Annotated in this window: 16 protein-coding genes; 11 read left to right on the plus strand and 5 right to left on the minus strand. The window is 66.7% G+C overall.

Annotated elements, in window-relative coordinates:
* Positions 1–958: 958 nt before the first annotated feature.
* Positions 959–1,258: a hypothetical protein gene (locus tag ACA514_RS36875; protein ID WP_375045915.1), complete on the minus strand. Its 300-nt coding sequence runs from the start codon at positions 1,256–1,258 to the stop codon at positions 959–961.
* 132 nt (positions 1,259–1,390) lie between these two features.
* Positions 1,391–1,579: a transposase family protein gene (locus ACA514_RS36880; protein WP_375045916.1), complete on the minus strand. Its 189-nt coding sequence runs from the start codon at positions 1,577–1,579 to the stop codon at positions 1,391–1,393.
* A 283-nt stretch (positions 1,580–1,862) separates the two neighbouring features.
* Between ACA514_RS36880 and rmuC the strand changes: the two genes are divergently transcribed.
* From rmuC to ACA514_RS36915, 7 genes are all read left to right on the plus strand, one after another.
* Positions 1,863–3,542: a DNA recombination protein RmuC gene (gene rmuC, locus ACA514_RS36885; RefSeq protein WP_375045917.1), complete on the plus strand. Its 1,680-nt coding sequence runs from the start codon at positions 1,863–1,865 to the stop codon at positions 3,540–3,542.
* Between the two features lie 86 nt (positions 3,543–3,628).
* Positions 3,629–5,749: a hypothetical protein gene (locus ACA514_RS36890; RefSeq protein ID WP_375045918.1), complete on the plus strand. Its 2,121-nt coding sequence runs from the start codon at positions 3,629–3,631 to the stop codon at positions 5,747–5,749.
* A complete protein-coding gene (locus ACA514_RS36895; RefSeq protein ID WP_375045919.1) occupies positions 5,736–7,370 on the plus strand; it encodes an N-6 DNA methylase in 1,635 nt (544 codons plus the stop codon). The genes ACA514_RS36890 and ACA514_RS36895 overlap by 14 nt, the downstream gene beginning before the upstream one ends.
* Positions 7,363–8,598 carry a restriction endonuclease subunit S gene (locus ACA514_RS36900; RefSeq protein WP_375045920.1) on the plus strand — a complete coding sequence of 412 codons (1,236 nt, stop codon included), beginning with the start codon at positions 7,363–7,365 and terminating at the stop codon, positions 8,596–8,598. The genes ACA514_RS36895 and ACA514_RS36900 overlap by 8 nt, the downstream gene beginning before the upstream one ends.
* A complete protein-coding gene (locus ACA514_RS36905; RefSeq protein ID WP_375045921.1) occupies positions 8,595–11,807 on the plus strand; it encodes a type I restriction endonuclease subunit R in 3,213 nt (1,070 codons plus the stop codon). The genes ACA514_RS36900 and ACA514_RS36905 overlap by 4 nt, the downstream gene beginning before the upstream one ends.
* Positions 11,808–12,325: 518 nt before the next feature.
* The gene (locus tag ACA514_RS36910; RefSeq protein WP_375045922.1) at positions 12,326–12,814 is read left to right on the plus strand and encodes a MarR family winged helix-turn-helix transcriptional regulator; all 489 of its coding nucleotides are present in this window, start codon (positions 12,326–12,328) and stop codon (positions 12,812–12,814) included.
* A gap of 116 nt (positions 12,815–12,930) precedes the next feature.
* The gene (locus ACA514_RS36915; protein ID WP_375045923.1) at positions 12,931–13,380 is read left to right on the plus strand and encodes a recombinase family protein; all 450 of its coding nucleotides are present in this window, start codon (positions 12,931–12,933) and stop codon (positions 13,378–13,380) included.
* Positions 13,381–13,443: 63 nt separating this feature from the next.
* On the opposite strand, the gene ACA514_RS36920 is transcribed toward ACA514_RS36915, so the two are convergent.
* Positions 13,444–13,947, minus strand: a complete 504-nt coding sequence (locus ACA514_RS36920; RefSeq protein WP_375045924.1) for a DUF1269 domain-containing protein — start codon at positions 13,945–13,947, stop codon at positions 13,444–13,446.
* A gap of 50 nt (positions 13,948–13,997) precedes the next feature.
* Entirely contained in the window at positions 13,998–14,423 is a 426-nt protein-coding gene (locus ACA514_RS36925; protein ID WP_375045925.1) for a hypothetical protein, read from the minus strand.
* Positions 14,424–14,718: 295 nt separating this feature from the next.
* Between ACA514_RS36925 and ACA514_RS36930 the strand changes: the two genes are divergently transcribed.
* Positions 14,719–16,527, plus strand: a complete 1,809-nt coding sequence (locus tag ACA514_RS36930) for an alkyl/aryl-sulfatase (RefSeq protein WP_375045926.1) — start codon at positions 14,719–14,721, stop codon at positions 16,525–16,527.
* Between the two features lie 40 nt (positions 16,528–16,567).
* Positions 16,568–17,560, plus strand: coding sequence for a DUF389 domain-containing protein (locus tag ACA514_RS36935; protein WP_375045927.1), 993 nt, complete (start codon positions 16,568–16,570; stop codon positions 17,558–17,560).
* A 58-nt stretch (positions 17,561–17,618) separates the two neighbouring features.
* On the opposite strand, the gene ACA514_RS36940 is transcribed toward ACA514_RS36935, so the two are convergent.
* The gene (locus ACA514_RS36940; protein ID WP_375045928.1) at positions 17,619–18,632 is read right to left on the minus strand and encodes a hypothetical protein; all 1,014 of its coding nucleotides are present in this window, start codon (positions 18,630–18,632) and stop codon (positions 17,619–17,621) included.
* A 314-nt stretch (positions 18,633–18,946) separates the two neighbouring features.
* Here ACA514_RS36940 and ACA514_RS36945 point away from each other — a divergent pair, with 314 nt between their 5' ends.
* Complete coding sequence (locus tag ACA514_RS36945; protein WP_375045929.1) at positions 18,947–20,113, plus strand: acyl-CoA dehydrogenase family protein; 1,167 nt, start codon at positions 18,947–18,949, stop codon at positions 20,111–20,113.
* A 31-nt stretch (positions 20,114–20,144) separates the two neighbouring features.
* A complete protein-coding gene (locus tag ACA514_RS36950) occupies positions 20,145–20,702 on the plus strand; it encodes a TetR/AcrR family transcriptional regulator (protein WP_375045930.1) in 558 nt (185 codons plus the stop codon).
* Positions 20,703–20,706: the final 4 nt, after the last annotated feature.

The raw sequence follows: 20,706 nt of genomic DNA on the forward strand, positions 1-20,706 counted from the left end.
TCCTACAGCCACCCGCCGACCGATACCCGTCAAGTCTTCACCCTCACTCTTGATCAATTAGCCCGCTGCGGCAGGTGCAACGATTGCGACGTTGAGCGATCGTAGAGCAGGCGAAGCACCTCGTCTTCCCAACGAAAGATCAAGAAAGGTAGATCTATCCACAACCGAAAGCAGGCAGTCTCGATCACGCGAGCGAGTCCGTCGTCGACCACACGCCAAACCATTCGAGACAGAAGACTCAAATCACCAAAGTCCGGTGTAGCTACGATCCAGACCAAACTTGGATATTGTGACGCCGACCCGGGATGCTAATGCCAAACCATGACCAGGGATGGCGAGTCACACAGCAGCGGATCCGCCGCTCCTGGTAACCACAAGGCATGCCGTCCTCAGCCCCTCAAGAACGCTCACCCTTCGAACCGTACGAGCCTTGGCTCGTTGGCCCCCGCCACCAACGCCCAGACCGCCAGCGACGTCGCAGATGGCTGCTTCCCGTGGTCGCCGGCGCCCTGGCCTCCTCTACAGCAGCCCTCGTCCTGACGCTCGGCGGGCACTCCCACACAACGGCGGCGCGCCCCACCGCCCGCGACATGACAACCGGTGCGATCAACCCCCCGCAACCGCGCCCATCGACAGGCCCTACACCCGCCATGCCGCACCCGTCACGCCATCAGCCACCGGACCAGGAAGCCCGAAGGCACCGGCGGGTCCATGTGTCCCCGCACCCGCTCATGGCACAGCCGCCCGCCCTGGCCCGCCGCAACGGCCCAACCCTACGCCGCGAAACCGGGAAACCCAGGCACGGAGCCCACAGCCGCCCCCGGCCCCGCAAGTCAGCCCACACCCACAGGACACCAGCCTGGGTCGGCCCCGAGTGCCGCCGCCGCTTCCCACACGACCGCACCCGCCAGGCAGCCTGCATCGCAGCCCTCCGTAACTACTTCGACAGATGACCGTTCTATTGGTCGCCTGTAGGGATTGCCCGACACTCCGGCGGGTCCCGGCCACTCGCACCCACCCAGCCGACCGTTAGGTCTTCTCGGCACCGCAGAAGGGCCAGGCGGACGGCCCGGTTCCGGAGCTCCTTGGAGCATTTGCTTGTTGCTGTCATGCCGTGGCTCTCCTCCCTGCCAGCCGAGATCACGATGACTTGAAGGACTTTCTCGAATTCGACGAGCTTCAGGGTGATGTCGGCGCAACTTCCGGCCTCTGCATGACCGCAAAACAGCAGGTAACCGTCGGCGTCGATGACCACCATTGCTTTGATCGCGTTCTGCTTGCTCTGACGGAAAGAACATGTTGCGGTCCGGCTGCTGGGCTGCCGGTCAGCGGGCTCAGACCTCGGCGGTATCGATGATCGCGGTCTGTCCGAAGATGCCCAGGTGTTCGATCACCTCGACCAGCGCGCGCAACCGGATGCTCGGCTCGACAGTGCAGCAGTGATCGGCCAGCAGCGGCTGAACCTCGGCGATGGCGCGGTGCTGGTGGAACTACTCACGCCGAACCAACAGCCCAGCACGTCATGGGTCACACCGTGCCGCAGATGGATCAGCGTGGCCAGCAGCCCGTCCACGAACACGAGTTTGTACCTCGCCGCTCTGGCTACCCACCAGCCAGCGACCGCACCATCCGAACCTGATCAACGGATCAAGGACCCGGCCGCCACCACAACCATCGAAAGGCCTTCGGCCGAATTTTGATATCGGGGGTTATCAAATATTTGTTTATGTGCTTCCGGCCCTGGGGCGTACGGTCGGGGCAATCGCGGTTGGCGGGGTTCGCGAGACCCATGAAACGCGGCGGACGCTCTTCCGTCGGCGGTCGACAGTCAGCCCAGCACGCTTCCCCCGGAGGTACAGCCCATGAACACGCTCACCATCGCCACGCTCCTGCTCCTGGCCGGGGCGGTCTGTGGTGCTCTCGGCTACCTGGCCGCCCGTAGCAGCGCCTCTGCCAAGCAGAGCCGCCTGCGTGATGAGCATGCCCGTCTGCATACGGCGCTGAGGCTGGCCGAGGAGCAACGCGAGCAGGCGCGCACCCAGTGCGGTGAACTCCGGTCCGAGCGCGACGCCGTCCGGGACGACCTTCGCAAGAGCGAGGCAGCGCGCAGCGAGCAGATCGCCAAGCTCCAGACCGCGACCGAGAACAACGGTCAGCTCGCCGCCGAATTCCGGTCGGTTCGGGAACAGCTCCAGCGGGCCGAAGCCGACCTCGCCATGCTCCAGGAGAGCCTGGAGACGAGCCGGCGCCAGAAGTACGAGGTGGATAACCAGCTCGCACAGGCCCACCGGGTCGAGTCCGAGCTCCGGGGTGTGCTCGCGGAGAAGGAGCAGGCCGTCAACGACTATCGGACCGATCTCGAGAAGCTACGCAGCGCACAGGCGACTGTGGAGAAGCAGCGAGCTGAGGTCGCCGCGGCCCAGAAGCAGCTCGACCAGCTACGCGAGGAGCAGAGCCGCTTGCAGATCGAGCAGTTCGAGGGCCTCGCCGCCAAGATGCTGGCCCTCTCCCAGGAGAAGCTGGTCTCCTCAGCGGACGAGAAGCTCGGCTCGTCCACCCGTGCAATCACCGAGAAACTCACAGAGCTGGACCAGCACCTCCGCGAGCTCGGCACGAGCCGCGCCACAGGCGAGACGCGCCTGGGCGAGCAGATCAAGCAGATGACCGAGGAGTACTCCCGCGGCCGCGAGCAGACAGCGGCCCTGACCGAGGCGCTGCGCAAGCCGCACGTGCGTGGCCAGTGGGGGGAGATGCAGCTCAAGCGCGCCTTCGAACTGGCCCACATGCGCGAGCACTGCGACTTCAACCTGCAGGTTCACACGGCGGACGACGACGGTGTACAGCGCCCGGACGCGGTGGTCCACCTGACCGGCGGGCGGAACATTGTCATCGACTCCAAGGTCTCACTTGCCGCGTTCTTGTCGGCGTGCGAGGCGCAGGACGACGCCGAGCGCGACCGGCTGATGACTGAGCACGCCCGCCAGATCCGCAAACACGTGGACTCGCTTGCCGCCAAGGAGTACTACGAGCGGGTCGCCGGCAGCCCGGACTTCGTGTTGATGTTCCTGCCGGGCGAGGCGATCCTGCAGGCAGCCCTGGAGAAGGACGCGAATCTCTACGAGTACGCGCTGAAGAGGCGCATCGTCATCGCCTCGCCGACCATGCTGGTGCCGATGCTCCGCACGGTCGAGCTCTCCTGGGCCGAGTCGAACATGAAGGAGCATGCCGAGGAGGTCCGCAAGCTAGGGCTGGAGATCTACAAGCGGCTCGGCATCCTGGCCGGACACCTCGACAAGCTTGGATCGTCCCTGGAGAGCACGCTGAAACACTACAACTCGACCATCGGCTCGTTGGAGCGCTCGGTCCTGCCATCCGCCCGCCGGTTCCGGGAGCTGCAGGTCGTCCGGGAAGAGCTGCCCCACTTGGAGCCCGTCAGCTCTACGACGCGGGCAATGAAGGCCCCTGAGATCGTCCAGGCGACCGCCGAGGAGGCCCAGACCGCGGCATTGGGAGTCTCTACCCCGAGACCCACTGGAGCTTGATAAACCCCCTTATCGGGCAAAGCATTGGCGCTGGACCTGAAAGTCTCTTACTGTCGTACGGAACTCTCGCGGAAGGAGGTGCCAGGATGACTGAGCTTCACCACGGCGCGCAGCTGATGTCCATGACCGACATCGCCGAGCTGGCCAAGGTCAAGCGTCCGGTGGTCAGCAACTGGCGTCGCCGCTACGAGGACTTCCCCGGCCCGGCTGTGCCCAGCGGCACCCGACCACTGTTCAGCGGTACCGACGTGGTGCGCTGGCTGATCACCCGCAACCTCGGCAACGTTCCCGCAGACCGCCTCCAAGAAGAACTGGCCCCACACGCGATCATGGCGTATGCGGCGGACTTCGGTGCTCGCCCGCTCGTGGAAATCACCAGCAGCCTTTTGTGCCTGTCTCATCTCGACCGGCGCCCCTTCCCTGACTCATGGGCCGATCTCCTTCGGCGCGCCGAACGACTCGACGCAGAGGACGAGTTCGTGCTCCGCGAACTTAAAGCCGCTGCCCCATCCGTCAGCCGGCTGGCGCACTTGGCCGAAGAACTGATTGAGGCCGCCTACACCCCAGGCGGCGCCTACGAGTGGCTTCTGGCCGCACGCACCCGCTTGGGGCTCACTGACCTGACCACCGACATGCCAGCCTCCGAGCTGCTGCGTTTGGTCACCGAGGTCGCCGATCTCCCCTCGCGTATGCCCTTCAACGACCGGATCACGATTGCCGACCCGCATGCCGGGACCGGTGATTTCTTGTCCGCCCTGATCAAACAGACCGATGAGCCAGGTGACCTCGTTGCACTGGCCGCTACACAACAGGAATGGCTGGCCCGGCTAGTCCGACGCCGGCTCCTGCTCGCCGGAGTCGAGGACTACTCCCTCGATGTGCAGACCGGCACAGACCTGGAAGAGCGGATGGCCGATCCGAGCATCATCGTCACCCAACTTCCCTACCGGCCTGGCGAGACCCGGTCGGCGTTGACCACACTGCTCGAGGTCGAGCGGGTCAGTCTCCTGCTGCGCCCCGAGTCTGGCGCCATAGCCATCGTTATCGGCCCGGCCGATGCCCTGGTAGACAGGCTCACCGGTATTCGGGAGGCGCGGTTGCGCTCTGAGCTGCTGCGGCGTGGCGTGTTGGAGACCGTCGTCGCCCTCCCTGGAGGAGTGACCCCATACCGGCCCGGTCACCGGCCCGCCCTTTGGGTCATGGCCAGCGACCCCGCCCCGAAGGCTCGTGGACGGGTGTTGCTCTGTGACATCGTCTCCGAGCCCCTGACTGAACACGTCCGAGCCCGGCTCGTCGAAGACATCCTGCTCTGGCGCGCCGAGGGCCTGCGGCTCGACGGCCACGACCCTCGCTACGGCCAGGCCGTCACCATCGACAAGCTCGAGGCCGACTTCGGCGGCCCGCTCACCCCAACCGGACCTCCCGTGGCCCGCATGCTGGGGCGCACTGTCGCCGAACGCCCCGCACGAATCTCTCAGGCCGAGCTACGCCTCGAACAGGCTGCCGACAAAGCCCTCGAAGCCTACGGTCAACTCCGCAGCGGAGTCGTCGCCCGCACTGGACGGCGGCCGCCGCTCGTCACCGTGGGCGACCTCATCACCGACCGCAGCATCCGTAAGGTCAAAGGCCACCGCATCGCCCCTCAGCACATCCAGCGGGATGGCCATCATGCCGTACTCGGTCCTCACGAGATCACTGGACCCGCTCCCGTTGGGGCCCGCCGCATCGACCGGCTGCTCTTCGCCGCGACCTATGAGCACGCCAGCCTGACCCGGCCAGGCGACATCGTCTACACCACCACTCCTAGCTTCGCCCTGATGATCGACCACGATGGATTCAACGTAGCGTTGTTCCCCGCCCGCGTGCTTCGTGTCAATCCCAACGCTGACCGCCCGCTCACCTCGCGCGTCCTGGTCGCGCTACTGCGCGCCGCCCGCAACACCATCCGCAGCCCAAGCGCAGTCCACGCCCCCCGCATCGAGGACTTCAGCATTCCCGAGCTCGAGACCGAAGAGGTTGATCACCTCGATGCGCTGCTGAGGGAGCTCGAAGAGCGGCAGCGACTCCTCCAGGACCAGCAGAATGAGCTCACCGAGATCTACCGCCTGACCGCTGCCGGGTTCGCCGACCGGACGCTGACCATCAGCCGGCGGGCCACAGCCCGCCAGACCGACCGCAGGAAAAGAGAGTCCGATGCCGCCACGTAAGCGCACCACCGCCGGCCAGGGTGAACTCCCCGGTATCTCCAGCGCCAAGGAGATCAAGGACATCCTGTGGAAGGCCGCCGACAAGCTCCGCGGCTCGATGGACGCCGCCCAGTACAAGGAATTCGTCCTCGGATTGGTCTTCCTTAAATATGTCTCCGACGCCTTCGCGGAACGCCGCACCGAACTCGCAGCCGACCCTGAGCTCGCGTCCATCCCCGAACACCGCCGTAGCGCTTTCCTTGAGGAGAAGGACGAGTACACCGAAGTGAACGTCTTCTGGGTTCCCCAGAAGGCACGATGGGACTACATCTCCGCCAAGGCTTCCAACTCCGAAGACGGCCCCGGCAAGCTTCTGGACGACGCCATGAGCGCCGTCATGCAGGAAAACCCCGTACTGACCGGCGTCCTCCCACTCATCTTCAACCGCGACAACGTCGACCAGCGCCGTCTCAAGGAACTCATCGACCTAATCAGCGACGCCCGCTTCGCTGGACATGGCGACCGCCCTGCCCGCGATGTGCTCGGCGAGGTTTATGAGTATTTTTTGGAGAAGTTCGCCCGCGCTGAGGGCAAACGTGCCGGAGAATTTTACACCCCCGCCAGCGTCGTCCGACTCCTTGTAGAGGTCCTCGAACCCTACGAGGGCCGCGTCTACGACCCTTGTTGCGGCTCGGGCGGGATGTTCGTCCAGGCCAGCAAGTTCATCGAGGCCCACAGGGGCCGAGACCACAGCCACGACATCGCCGTTTACGGGCAGGAATCCAACGAGCGCACCTGGCGCCTGGCCAAGATGAACCTAGCCATCCATGGCATAGATCCCAGAGGACTAGGCGACCGGTGGGCGGACACCTTTGAACACGACAAACTGCCGGACCTCAAGGCAGACTTCATACTGGCCAACCCGTTCTTCAACGACAGCGACTGGTTTCGCAAGGAATCCGACCGACGGTGGCTATACGGAGTACCACCGCAGTCCAACGCCAACTACGCCTGGCTAGAGCACATCATCTCCAAGCTCGGAGACCGAGGAACCGCCGGTGTTGTCCTAGCCAACGGCTCCATGTCCTCAAAGCAGAACGGCGAGGGCGAGATCCGCAGGGCCATCGTCGAGGCCGACCTAGTCGCCTGCATGGTCGCCCTGCCCGGCAATCTCTTCCGCTCCACCGCGATCCCCGCCTGCCTCTGGTTCCTCGCCAAGGACAAAACCTCTCAAGGCGGCAAAGCCCTCGCTGATCGGCGCGGCGAAGTCCTCTTCATCGATGCTCGCAACCTCGGCACCATGATCGACCGTACCGAGCGCGTCTTCGCCAATGATGACCTCGCTAGGATCGCCGACACCTATCATGCCTGGCGTGGCACCAAGTCCGCGAAGGGCAAAGGCATCAAATACGAGGACGTTCCAGGCTTTTGCTACTCCGCCGAACTGACCGAGATCCGCGAGTACGACTTTATCCTTACTCCGGGCCGCTACGTTGGCGCTGCAGAGGCCGACGAGGATCCCGGTGCCGAACCTATCGAGGAACGCATCAAACGCCTTACCAAGGAACTCTACGAGCACCTCGACGAGTCCGCCCGCCTCGACGCCATCGTCCGCGACCAGCTCAGGAGGATCTGTGACTGAGTGGAATCGAGTTCGATTCGATACCCTGGCATCCAATGAAAAATGGTCCTGCTCCATTGGCCCCTTCGGATCCAAGGTAACCACTCGCGACTATCAGGAACACGGGATTCCATTCATTCGGGGAAACAACTTGGCGCGCGGCATCTTCTTGGACGACGATTTTGTCTACATCTCAGAAGAAAAGGCAACTGAAGTCGAATCCGCCGCAGTCAAGTCAGGCGATCTTGTATTCACGCGCAAGGGAACCGTCGGACAAGTCTCAATGATTCCCAGACGTTCAAAGCATCACCGATACGTGATCTCCGGGAGCCAGGTTAAGGTTCGCCTCGATGAACGTCGGGCAGTGCCGGAATTCTACTACTATTGGTTCAAGTCTGAGGCTGGCCAGCAGAGCATCCTCGCGCATGCAGTCACCACAGGTGTGCCCAGTCTTGCCAATTCACTGGCAAGCATTCGTGGACTCTCCGTACCAAACCCGCCCCTTACTGAGCAAACAAGTATTGCAGCAGTGCTTGGGGCGCTGGATGACAAGATCGCAATCAATGAGCGCATCGCCACCACCAAGGAAGCGCTTCTTACTTGCCTATTCGATCAGCTTAATATGGTCTCTGATTATCAGCCCAACCAAGGGGTCCCTGCAACAGAGTTCGTCGAGTTCAATCCACGCACGCCAAGGCCCTCAACCTCCGAAGCGGTATATGTCGACATGGCCGCCCTATCGACAGATCGAGCAGCCATTCAGTCTTGGACATACCGCGAGCCGAAGTCTGGCACGAAATTTATGAATGGAGATACTCTTCTCGCCAGAATTACGCCATGCCTCGAAAATGGCAAGACTGGCTACGTCGACTTTATGGGCGATGATGAAATCGGCGTCGGCTCAACCGAATTCATAGTAATGCGCGCTCGCCCTGGCATTCCCAAATACGTCAGTTATTTTCTCGCACGCAGTCGCGACTTCCGCGAACATGCCATCCGCAACATGATCGGGTCATCCGGAAGGCAACGAGTCAGCGCAGCAGATGCCGCTAATTTTCTCGTTAATCGTCCAGACGACCAGGAGCTCACAGCATTCGGTGAAGCTGCCGAAATCGCTTTCAGCTACATGCAATCACTGGAGCGAGAAAATCGCACATTCGCAGCGCTGCGCGACACGCTGCTCCCTGAGCTTATGTCCGGCAGGCTTCGTGTCCGAGATGCGGAGCGGACTGTAGAGGATGCCGTATGATCCCCCGGCGCAGTAGCGGCAAGATGTCCGAGGCTGATTGGGAGTCTCTTGCCCTGGAGCATCTCGATGAGCTGTCCTGGGTGTCAAAGACCAGCAAGGATGTGGCGCCGGGCTCGGGAAGCCGGGCGTCGTGGGACGATCTCATCCTTCGCGATGAACTGCGGGCGGCGATCGAGCGACTCAATCCGGAGTTGCCGCCGCAGGCGGTTCGTGAGGCGTTCACTATCGCGGTCACCGCCAAGTCACGGGAGCCACTGGAGGAGAACCGGCTGGCACACGAGTACGTCACCGCGGGTATCCGCATCACCTACACCGATGAGTTCGGCGCGGAGATCACCCCGACGGTACGTCTGATCGAGCTGCGGAATCCGAACGCCAACACCTACCACGCGGTCAACCAGGTGCTGGTGAAGGAGGGCGAGCACGAGCGACGGTTCGACGTCGTCCTCTACGTCAACGGCCTGCCGGTCGTGGTGATGGAGTTGAAGAGCGCCGCCGATGAGCACGCGACGCTCAAGGACGCACACGCTCAGCTCCAAACGTACGTGAACGAGTTCCCGCTGGCATTCCGCTACAACGTGCTGTGCCTGATCTCCGATGGCATCACTGCAAAGTACGGCACACCGTTCACCCCCTACGAGCACTTCGCACCGTGGAATATCAACGAAGACGGAACTCGGGTGGACACCAACGTCCCGGACTATGACGGTGAGGAAGCGCTGGTCGTCGCCCTGTACGGGCTGTTCTCCCTGTGTCGTTTCCTGCATCTGACCGCGCACTTCGTCAACTTCACGCCGGCGGGGAAGCGCATCGCGAAGCCCCACCAGTACCACGCTGTGACCACAGCGGTGGAGAAGATCGTGGAGGCGTCCCGCCGCGACGGGAAGGCCGGTGTGGTCTGGCACACTCAGGGGTCGGGCAAGTCCGAGGAGATGGTGTGCACGGCCGGAATGGTCTCCAGCCAGCCGGCCCTCAACAATCCGACAATCGTGGTCATCACCGACCGCAACGACTTGGACGACCAGCTGTACGGCACCTTCCAGGACAGCCAAGGGCTCCTCGGCCAGCACCCGCTGCAGGTGGAGACACGCGAGGAGCTCCGCGAGGAACTCATACGGCGTCGCACCGGCGGGATCATCTTCACCACGTTGCAGAAGTTCGGGCTGACCAGGGTGGAGCGGGACTCCGGCATGAGCCACCCACTGCTGTCGAACCGGCGGAACATCATCGTCATGGTGGACGAGGCGCACCGCAGCCACTACGACAGCATCGACGGGTATGCCCGTCACCTGCGGGATGCGCTCCCAAACGCCACACTGATCGCTTTCACCGGGACGCCGATCTCGGAGGTGGATCGCAACACCCGTGTCGTGTTCGGCCCCTACATCGACATCTATGACCTCAAACGGGCTGTGGACGATGGTGCGACCGTCCGCGTCTACCATGAGCCCCGACTAATCCCGGTGACCCTCCCGCCAGGTGTAAATCCAGAGGCTCTAGATAAACAGGCCGATGCGCTGACCGAGAAGATGGACGACGCCGAGCGTCGGAAGGCTTTGGCCTATGCCACACAGATGACCAACATTTACGGTGCCCCCGGCCGGATCAAGACTCTCGCCGCCGACCTCGTTTCGCACTGGGAAGCACGGTCGGACCTGATGCGCCCCCAGCTGGGCGGTCCGGGCAAGTCGATGATCGTGTGCGTCACCCGGGAGGTTTGTGTCCGGCTATTCGATGCCATCTACTCGCTGCGACCTGGTTGGGTGGATCCGGCCGTCGACAAGGGCAAGATGAAGATCGTCTTCCACAGTGATCCCTCCGACCCCGACCACCTGAAAGCGCATGCTTTGCGGCCGGCACAGCACAAAACGGTCCAGGCGCGGGCCAAGGACATAGACGACGAACTCGAGCTAATCATCGTCCACTCGATGCTGATCACTGGGTACGACGCTCCCCCGATCCATACCCTGTACATGGACCGGCCAATGCACGGGGCGAACCTGATGCAGGCGCTGGCCCGTGTCAACCGCCGGTTTCGCAGCAAGGAGGACGGGCTCCTCGTCGGGTACGCGCCGCTCACGGACAACCTCAAGAAGGCGCTGCGGGAGTACACCCCAAGCGATCAGAAGGACCAGACCCTGGGCAGGGACCTCGATCGGGCCTTCGTCGAGATTAAGAATGACCACTCCATCATCTGCGACCTGCTCTCGGGGATCGACTGGCGGCGGCTGCTCGCCCAGGCCAACGCGGCCCAGCAGCGACCACGGGCACTGCGGCGGGTGGTCAACCACCTGCGCGACCCTCGCACGGCGGGTAACCAGGTCGAGCCCGGTGAGAAGTCGCTGTCCGACCGGTTCAAGGAGATCGCTTCCCGGCTGGAGCGGTTCTACCGGCTCTGCGCCAGCAGCCGGGACTTCGCCGAGAAGTTCGACGATGCGGCGTCGATTCGTGGCGACATCGCCTTCTTCTCCGAAGTCCGGGCCTGGATCGTGAAGCTGGACGCTGCTGACCGAGAGGCCAGCGGTAAACCTCTGGCTGCCGAAGTCAGCATCTATCTGTCTCAGCTCGCCGCTTCCGCAGTCGAAGCCTCAGAGATCACCGACCTGTACGCCGAAGCAGGCATCGGGCACCTGGACATCACCGAGCTCAACGACGTGCACCTCCACAAGCTCCAGGAGTCGGAAACCCCGCATCTAGCTGCCGAAGCATTGCGCCGACTGATCGAACAGAAGATGCGCGAGGTGACCAAGCACAACATCATCCGGCGGGAAAGCTTCTCCGAGCAGCTCCAGGATCTGATGATCCGCTACATGAAGCAGCAGCTCACCAGTGCTGAGATGATCGCTGAGTTGGTTGCCATGGCCAAGGAGGTGTCCGCTGACGCCCGGCGCGGAGAAACCTTCGAACCGCCACTCAGCGTCGCCGAACTCGCCTTTTACGACGCCGTCGCCAACCACGGAATCGCCCGGGCCGTGATGGGCGACGACATCCTTGCCGAGATCGCCCGAACCCTGGTCGCTGACATCCGCAAGAACCTCAGCGTCGATTGGCTGTCCCGGGAACCCGTGCGCGCCAAGCTACGAACCCGCGTACGGCGTCTCCTGGCCAAGTTCGACTACCCCCCTGAGGAGGAGCGGGAGGCCGTCGAACTCGTCATCAAGCAGATGGAGACCTTCGCCGCGGACTGGGCACCCGCCTCGGAAGGCTAGGCCTAGGAAGTAGAGTTGCCCAAGGCACGGCCACCTGGAGCGAGACGCGCTCAGCCGGTCGGTGCAGAGGTGCGGTGCGGTGTTCTTCCTCGAAGGTAGCCGGGCTCAACATTCTGATGCGTTGACCCGTGTGCAAGTGGCACGCACAGGCCGTAACGGTGCCCCGGGCGCACCTATTGCTAGCCCCCCAACGTGATGCGGCAGATTTCGCCAATTGAGTACGAATGGGCACCGTAAATTGGTCGCGATCACCCCAGCGACCCGGCTCCGCAGTTAGGGGATCGTGAATCGGGACGGGATCGTCAGTTGGCAGCGGTGGGCGGTGGGGTTGTGGGTGCAGCCATGCGCACGGTTCCCCGTAGGGGGTACACACGGCATGAGCCCACGATCTGCGACTCCCCTGCGGACGGCCTGTTAACGGTTACCCGCGCGTTCCCCTGAGAAGGCCCGTCCGCTGGTAGGGCGCGTCTCGGGCCGCCTCTTGGCTTGGTCGTTTGCGGGCGGGTAGAAACGTGGTCGTGATCGAGGGCGTCGAGCCGGGTGCCGATGATGTCGACGAGCTGACCTCGGCGTTGCTGACCGCGTCGCGGTTGCTGGTCGCGGTATCGGCGCGGTCGCTGGCGGCGGTGCAGGACAGGGTGACGCTGCCGCAGTTCCGGCTGCTGGTGGTGCTGTCCTGGCAGGGACCGGCCAAGCTGGTGACCCTGGCCGCGGGGCTGGACGTCAATCCCTCGACCGCGCTGCGGATGGTGGACCGGCTGGTCACGGCGGGGCTGGTCGAGCGGCGGGCCAGCGCGCGGAGCGGCCGGGAGATCCGGATCGAGCTGACCGCGGCCGGGCGCGCGGTGGTGCGGCAGGTGACCGCCCGGCGGCGCGCCGACATCGCCGGTATCGTCGCGCGCATGCCCTCGGGCGAGCGCCGCGCGCTGGTCGCGGCGCTGCGCGCGTTCGCCGAGGCCGGGGGCGAGGCGCCGGTCGCGGACGCCGTTCCGCTGGGGTGGAGCTGACACCGGCCGCGGCCGGGCGGCGGGATGCCCGCCCGGGGTACCGGTTGCCTTTTCGGCCGTTGCACTATGCAATGGTCAGGCGCAATCGGCGTGGGTAGGCAGCGAGGGGGACGCGGGTGGCGCGGGGACGAGGCCGGCAGGCGCCCTACGGTTACCGCCGCATCCGCGACGCACGCGGGCGGTACGTGACGCAGTTGCCGGTGGAGCCGCAGGCCGGCGTCGTCCGGGAGATCATCAGCCGGGTCGCCCAGGGGCAGGCGATCCCGCAGATCATCCGGGAGCTGGAGGGACGCGGCGTGCCCGCGCCGCGGGGCGGGCCCCGCTGGTCGCGGTCGGTGGTCAGCGACATCGTCCACAATCCGGCCTATATCGGTAAGCCCAAGGTGGACGCGGACGAGCGGGTGGCGTGGGCGCCGCTGGTCCCCGAGCAGCTGTTCTTCACCGCGCAGCGCGTGCTCCAAGGGCCCGGCGGCCCGTCCGCGGGCTATCCGGCGTTCGGGCTGCTGCTGTGCGCCCTCGGCCCCTGCCACGGAGTGTTCGCCAGTTGTCTGCAGGCGGTCAGCTGACACGCACCCGACGGCGCCCGGCCCCGTCGAGCCGGGGCCGGGGCGCGACGAACGGACCGGGTGTCAGACCGGCTGGGGTGTGCGGGCGGCCTTGACCGCGTCGCGCAGGTGCTGTTCCTGCTCGTCGGTCAGCGAGGTCCGGATGATCCGGCCGCCCAGCGGCGCCATCTCGGGGACGACCTTGTCGGGGTTGCGCTTGTCGACCAGGACGAAGACGGCCGCGGCGCCGGGCGCGAGGTGCTCGCCGAGGTCGCGCATGAAGTCGTCGTCGATGCCGGCGTCGGCCGCGGCGCCCATGGCGGCGCCGGTGGCTCCGCCGATCGCCATGCCGAGCAGCGGCATGAAGAAGACGAGGCCGATGAGGCCGCCCCAGGCGGCGCCGCCGAGCGCGCCGCCCGCCGTCAGGGACCGTGCCTGGTGCAATTTGATCTTGCCGTTCTGCCTGCGTTCGACGACGACCACGTCCGCCAGCTCGATGGTGTGGTCGCGGTGCAGCTGGATGATCTTGTCGCGGGCGCGCTCGGCGCGCGGCAGGTCGTCGTAGGCGACGGCGATCAGGTCGCTCATAATCTCCCCCGGTTGGTGGTGTGCGAGTGTCGGCGCGAGCCCGGTGCCGCCTACCCGCGCGCTCTGGACGACGGGGCGGTCAGGGCGTAGATCAGCAGGATGCACATGCCGATGGTCAGCACGGACCACAGCGGGAACGCCCGCAGGAACGCCAGGTGCCCGATCGCTGCCAGGACGGCGAAGAGCACGCCGACGGCGCGCGCCCACATCCGTCCGGCGATGATCCCGGCGCCGACGGCCAACTGGACGACCCCGAGGATCAGCCAGAACCATCCCCAGGCGTTGAAGTCGAACACCATGATCTTGTTGTCGCCGACGAGGTAGTAGTCGTCGTTGAACAGGCCGACCAGGCCGTCGATGACGTTGAACGCGCCGATCACCATCGCGAGGGTGCCGGCGAACGTCAGCCACCCTGACGTGCGTTCCTGATGCCGCGCCGTGGTCCGGCCGGAGTCGTGGGCCATCCTGCTGGTCATGGGACCTCCTCTCCCGCCCGGCCGCAGTCCGGGCCGTGTCGGGATGCCCGAAAGCTCCCCATTGTGCGTTCAACCGCAAACCGTGCCCGGCGTCCTTTTGGCCCCGGACGGACGGAAATGTGGGCCCCGATTGACGAAAACCGGCATTCGCGGCGGTCGCGACTGCGTTCGGCGAGGTCGCCGGCGAGCCGTCCTCCCCGGCGGTGGTTCATGGTCTCTTGGGGCCTTTGTGGCGCTGAGGTGGCCCGGGCCAGGGAAGTGCTCGGGTACCGACACCCCGCCGCGAGGAGAGAACGTGGACGCTCAGCCGTCGCCGGAGGACCGGACCGACTTCGAGAACGCCGGCAAGGGGTTCGCCGGCACGGCGTCGCAGACGAAGATCAGGGACGCCTCGGGACGGGTCGTCTGGGACCTCGACGCCTACGCCTTCCTCGACGCCGACTGCCCCGGCACGGCGAACCCGAGCCTGTGGCGCCAGTCGCAGCTCACCGCCATGCACGGCCTGTTCCAGGTCGCCGACGGGATCTACCAGGTCCGCGGGTTCGACCTGTCCAACATCTCCTTCGTCGAGGGCGACACGGGCGTCATCGTGGTCGACCCCCTGCTGTCGGTGGAGTGCGCCGAGGCGGCGATGGCGCTCTACCGGGAGCACCGCGGGGACCGTCCGGTGACGGCGGTCGTCTACAGCCACTCGCACGCCGACCACTTCGGCGGCGTCCGGGGAGTGGTGCCGGACGGCGCCGACGTCCCGATCATCGCCCCGGCCGGGTTCCTGGAGCACGCCGTCGCCGAGAACGTCTACGCCGGGACCGCCATGAACCGGCGCTCGATCTTCATGTACGGGGCCATGCTGCCCAAGGACGCCACGGGCCAGATCGGCGCCGGCCTCGGCCCGACGACGTCCACCGGCACGGTCTCGCTGATCGAGCCGACGCTGTCGATCACGGAGACCGGCCAGGAGGAGGTGGTCGACGGTGTCCGGATCGTCTTCCAGCTGACCCCGGGCACCGAGGCGCCCGCGGAGATGAACTTCTGCTTCCCCGACCGGCGTGCCCTGTGCATGGCGGAGAACGCCACCCACAATCTGCACAACATCCTGACGCTGCGCGGCGCGCTGGTGCGCGACCCGCGTGTGTGGGCGCGGTACCTCACCGAGGCGATCGAGATGTTCGCCGCCGGCTCCGACGTGCTGTTCGCCTCCCACCACTGGCCGACCTGGGGCACGCGGGAGCTGACCGCGTTCCTGTCCGAGCAGCGGGACCTGTACGCCTACATCCACGACCAGACCCTGCGGATGATGAACCAGGGCCACACCGGCGCCGAGATCGCCGAGATGATGCGGATGCCGCCCGCGCTGGAACGGGCCTGGCACACCCACGGGTACTACGGCTCGGTCTCCCACAACGTCAAGGCCGTCTACCAGCGCTACATGGGATGGTTCGACGGCAATCCCGCCCACCTGTGGGAACTGCCCCCGGAAGAATCGGCGAGAAAGCACGTCGAGTTCATGGGCGGCGCCCAGAGCATCCTCCCCAAGGCCGAGGCCGCCTTCCGCGCAGGCGAGACGCGCTGGGCCGCCCAGGTCCTCAACTACGTCGTCTTCGCCGACCCCGGCGACCGCGAGGCCCGCGAACTCCTCGCCCGGGTCTACGACGAACTCGGGCAGGGCAGCGAGAACGGCACCTGGCGCAACTTCTACCTCCAGGGCGCCGCCGAACTGCGCGGCCACAAGCCCGCCAACACGCTCGACAGCTCCTCGCCGGACGTCCTCATGGCCCTGAGCGTCGAGCAGATCGTCGACTCCCTCGCCATCCGCGTCGACGGCCCGCGCGCCTGGGAGACCCGCCTGACCATCGACTGCAACTTCACCGACCTCAAGGAGGAGGTCCGGCTCAGCCTCGCCAACGGCGTCCTCACCCAGTCCCGCGCGCACGACGGCACCCCGCCCGACCTCACCCTCACCCTGACCAAGCCGCAACTGCTCCAACTGGTCGCCACCCGGGACCTCGGCGACATCCAGGCCGACGGCGACCGCCGCGCGATCACCACGCTCATCGGCCTCCTGGACACCCCCGACCGCGACTTCGACATCGTCACGCCCTGACCCCGATGCGGCGCACCGCCCGCCCGCGCGCGGCGTCCCGATGCTGACCGGGTTCCGGGACCTCCTGGTCCCCGCGGCGCAGCGCCGGACGCTGGACGAGCTCACCGCCGAACTCGACCTGCGCTCCGGGGACCGCGCATCGCGCTACTCGGCGTACTGGACGATGCTCGTGCTGTCCGCCGTGATCGCCGCGGCGGGCGTCATCGCGGACTCCACCGCGACGGTCATCGGCGCCATGATCATCGCCCCGCTGTCCACGCCGATCATGGGGATGGCGCTCGGCCTGGTGAAACGCGCGAAGAACCGCGCCGACCGGTTCGTCCTGGGCGGCGCGGCCGCCGTCGTCGCCGTCGGGCTGCTCGCCTCGCTCGCGGTCCCCCGCTCCTACGACCTGCTGTCCAACGGCCAGGTCTCCGGACGCACCTCACCGGGCCTGGCCGACCTGATCGCCGCGATGGCGACCGGCCTCGCGGGCGCCGTCGCCCTCGCCCGCCGCGACGTCGCCGCCGTCCTGCCCGGCGTCGCCATCGCGATCTCCCTCGTCCCGCCCCTGGTCGTCGTCGGCGTCTGCCTCGGGGACGGCGCGCCCGGCCTCGCGCTCGGCGCGCTGGTGCTGTTCGCGTCCAACGCGCTGTCCCTCGTCCTGGCCGGCACCTTCATCTTCGCCGCCCTCGGCTACGTCGAAGCGCCGGCCGGCCGGACCCGCGCCCGAACCGCCCTCGCCCTCAGCGCGGTCGGGCTGGTCGTCCTCATCCCCCTGGGCGTCAGCACGGCGGCCAACTACCTGTTCGCCGCGTGGAAGACCGGGGTCGAGCACGCCGCCGCCGAATGGCTCGCGGCCGAACCCGGCGCCGCCGTCACGGACGTCCGGACCCACTTCACGACGTTCCACGTCTCCGTCCGCGCCCCGGGCGGCGGCCTGCCGCCGGTCGCCGCCCTGCTCACCCGCCTGCACGGCGTCGTCCCCGAAGGCTCGTCCGTGGTCGTCGACGTCACCCAAGGCCGCACCATAAAAGCCGGCAAGGTCCCCTGACCCCGCCGGACCGCCCCTGCCGGACGGCCCCTGCCGGACGGCCCCTGCCGGCCCGGGGTCAGTGACCGGCTCGGACGGCCTTGCTGACGATTTCAGCGAGGTTGTAGCCGACAAGGCTCGCCACATCGGCCAGTCCGGGGGTGCTCAGCACCGTGTTGGCCTGGCCGACATCGATGCTGCGGTGCCAGCGGGTGTCCGCCTTGGGCTTGTCGTCGCTCCAGTAGGCCCGCGCGTGCTTCACGAACTCCTCCGCGTCCGCCCGCGCACCTTCGGAAAGCCGTTCGATGGTCTCGTTGATCTGGTCGATGCCCACGTACGGGACGAAGGAACTCCAGTTGCCACCGGCATCGTGGAGCCTGGTGTTGTCGGGCTTGGCCTCCAACGGCAGATGCAGGAAGGCGGCCAGACGCTCCAGTGCGCTCTCCCGGTCCGCCATGTAGTCCTCATAGCGGACGACCATGTTCGGGAGCCCGTGCGCGTTGACGGTGCGGAGGGCGTCGACGTAGATGTCTCGCCAGATGTTGGCGCCCTGCCACAGTTGCTGTCCGGTCCGGTGCTGGTGGCTGAGCGTGAACGCGATCGGGTTCCGCGCCGTAATGATGACTTTCAGCGACGCCCGGTTGGCGGGGGCGGCGGCCCGCTGCGCGAGGGCGTGCCGCAGCCAGCCGACGAACTTGCTCCCGTCGATGACCGTCGAGGCGCCCAGCGAGCGGGCCAACTGGGCGTGCATGCCCAGGATGTCGTCGTAGGAAGCGATTTCACGGAACGCGTCGGAAAAATGGGGGCATCGCCTGCCGAGCAGATCGCAGGGCCCGCACACGCGCCCGTAGTCGTCGTCACCGCTGAGGCCGGGGAGCTTCGTGTAGTTGTTCAGCTCGCCGACATAGTGGGCCTTCGAGATCCGCGTGGTCATGTCGCGCCCGATCAGGGTCGAGCCCGAGAAAGGGGTGCCGATGATGAAGACCGACGCCGGGGACCGGTCCTGCGCCTTCGGGAGTTTCGACCGGAGGCTCGTGAACCTTCCGGCCGATGCAGGAACCTCTTGTGTCTCAGCGTCCATGTTCACGTCCACGGTAATGATGCAGGCGATCGCGGAGTCGCCCGTCCAGGGGTGATTGTGCTGGGCGGTGTCCGAATCGGGATCGTCACCGAGCGTGACACCGAGTGGATGAACTTCCGTCCGAAGTCATGAGAGTTGCCGCAGTTCACATGCCGGACAAGAGGGTCACCAGCGTCAGTTTCCCACACTTCGGTTGATGCGTCGTCTGCTGCCCGCGCCAAGGCTGGACACCGATGGCGGGCATCCCGTAGCCGGTGGGCATCCCCGGATTTTGCCTCGACAGGAGGGGTGTACAGGCTCCATACCTGAGAGTATGGTTCCGTACTATGGGGTATGGGGATGAGATCGTGCGACGGGTGCGGGAGCTGGCGCCGGTGCTGACGGAGCGGGCTCGGGAGACCGAGGACGCGCGGCGGCTGCCCGACCGGACCATCGAGGACCTCGCCGGGACGGGCCTGTTCGGCATGCTGGTGCCGAAGCGGTTCGGCGGCGCGGAGCTCGGGTTCGAGGCGATGGCGGCGGCGTGCCGGGAGGCCGGCGCGGGCTGCGGGTCCACCGGATGGCTGTCGGTGATCTACACGCTGCACAACTGGATGGTGGCGCTGTTCCCCGAGCGGGCGCAGGAGGAGGTCTGGGCGGAGCGGCCGTACGCGCTGATCCCGTGCGTCCTCGCGCCCACCGGCAGGGCGGAGCCGGTGGACGGCGGGCACCGGGTGACCGGCCGCTGGTCGTGGGGCAGCGGCGTGATGCACGCGGATCACGCGATGGTGATGGGCCTGGTCAGCACGGACGGCGCGATCGAGCCGCGGCTGTTCCTGCTGCCGCGCGCGGACGTGACCGTCCACGACGTCTGGCACACCAGCGGGATGCGCGGGACGGGCAGCAACGACATCGAGGTCGCGGACGTCTTCGTCCCGGCGCACCGGTCGGTGCCGCTGACGGCGCTGGCCGAGGGGCGGTCCCCCGGGTCGGGCGTCCATTCGGCGGCGCTGTACCGGGTCCCGCTCGTCCCGGTGTTCGCGCTGACCAGCGCGGCGCCCGTGCTCGGGATGGCCGAGGGGGTGCTGGCGCGGTTCGGCGAGCGGATGCGGAGCCGGCGGATGGCCTACAGCGGCGAGCGGCAGCGCGATCTGATGAGCGGCCAGATCCGGCTGGCCGCCGCGACCGCGGACCTGGCGGCGGCCCGGCTGCTACTGGAGGACGCGCTGCGGGACGTGTCCGAGGCCGCGGCGGCGGGCGACGGGATCGACATGCACCGGCGGGCCCGCGCGCGGCTCGTCGCCGCGCATGTGGCGGGCACCGCCCGCAGGGTGGTGAACGAGCTGTGCTCGGCGGCCGGGGCGAGCACCCAGTTCGCGGATTCGCCGTTCCAGCGGGCGCAGCGCGATGTGAATACGATCAGCGGGCATGTGGTGTTCGACCCGGACGCGGCGTACGCCCTGTACGGCAGGGTCGAGCTGGGGATGGACCCGGGGCCGACCGTGCTCGTGTGATGGCGTCCGGTACGGAGCGGTGGGGAGCGTGATGACGGCCCGGACGAGGCTGGCCAGGCGGGACTGGGTGGAGGCCGGCTACCAGGAGCTGGCGCGGGCCGGCGAGCGCGGCGTCGCGATCAACGCGCTGGCCGTGCGGCTGGGCGTCACCAAGGGCAGCTTCTACTGGCACTTCAAGGACCGCGGCGAGCTGCTGCGGGCGCTGCTGGACCGGTGGGCGCACGAGCGGACCGACGAGGTGCTGGGCCTGGCGCTCGGCAGCACGGACGACCCGCGCGAGCGGCTGCGCCGCATCCAGGCGCTCGGCCGGGAGATCGCGCCGATCGACCGGGCGATGCGGCTGTGGGCGCAGCACGACCCGGCGGCCGAGGAGGCGGTGCGGCACGCCGACCGGGCCCTGCTCGGGCACATCGCCGCATGCCTGGAGGACCTCGGGTTCGGCGCGGAGGAGGCGCGCCTGCGGGCGCTGCTGATGCTGCGCTCGTGGGTCGGCGGCTACCTGATCCCGTCCGGCGGCGCGTCGGACGGCGGCGCGTTGGAGGGCGCCGATCCGGGCGACCGCATGCTGGAGATCCTCCTGAGCCGCTGAGGCG

Origin of the sequence: Actinomadura sp. NTSP31 (assembly GCF_041951385.1) — a bacterium.
In the GTDB taxonomy this organism is placed as follows: domain Bacteria; phylum Actinomycetota; class Actinomycetes; order Streptosporangiales; family Streptosporangiaceae; genus Spirillospora; species Spirillospora napierensis.

Coding starts and splice junctions, on each gene's coding strand:
- ACA514_RS36875 (WP_375045915.1), bottom strand. CDS start 1,258: ATGGTGGTCATCGACGCCGACGGTTACCTGCTGTTTTGCGGTCATGCA.
- rmuC (WP_375045917.1), top strand. CDS start 1,863: ATGAACACGCTCACCATCGCCACGCTCCTGCTCCTGGCCGGGGCGGTC.
- ACA514_RS36890 (WP_375045918.1), top strand. CDS start 3,629: ATGACTGAGCTTCACCACGGCGCGCAGCTGATGTCCATGACCGACATC.
- ACA514_RS36895 (WP_375045919.1), top strand. CDS start 5,736: ATGCCGCCACGTAAGCGCACCACCGCCGGCCAGGGTGAACTCCCCGGT.
- ACA514_RS36905 (WP_375045921.1), top strand. CDS start 8,595: ATGATCCCCCGGCGCAGTAGCGGCAAGATGTCCGAGGCTGATTGGGAG.
- ACA514_RS36920 (WP_375045924.1), bottom strand. CDS start 13,947: ATGAGCGACCTGATCGCCGTCGCCTACGACGACCTGCCGCGCGCCGAG.
- ACA514_RS36925 (WP_375045925.1), bottom strand. CDS start 14,423: ATGACCAGCAGGATGGCCCACGACTCCGGCCGGACCACGGCGCGGCAT.
- ACA514_RS36935 (WP_375045927.1), top strand. CDS start 16,568: ATGCTGACCGGGTTCCGGGACCTCCTGGTCCCCGCGGCGCAGCGCCGG.
- ACA514_RS36945 (WP_375045929.1), top strand. CDS start 18,947: ATGGGGTATGGGGATGAGATCGTGCGACGGGTGCGGGAGCTGGCGCCG.
- ACA514_RS36950 (WP_375045930.1), top strand. CDS start 20,145: ATGACGGCCCGGACGAGGCTGGCCAGGCGGGACTGGGTGGAGGCCGGC.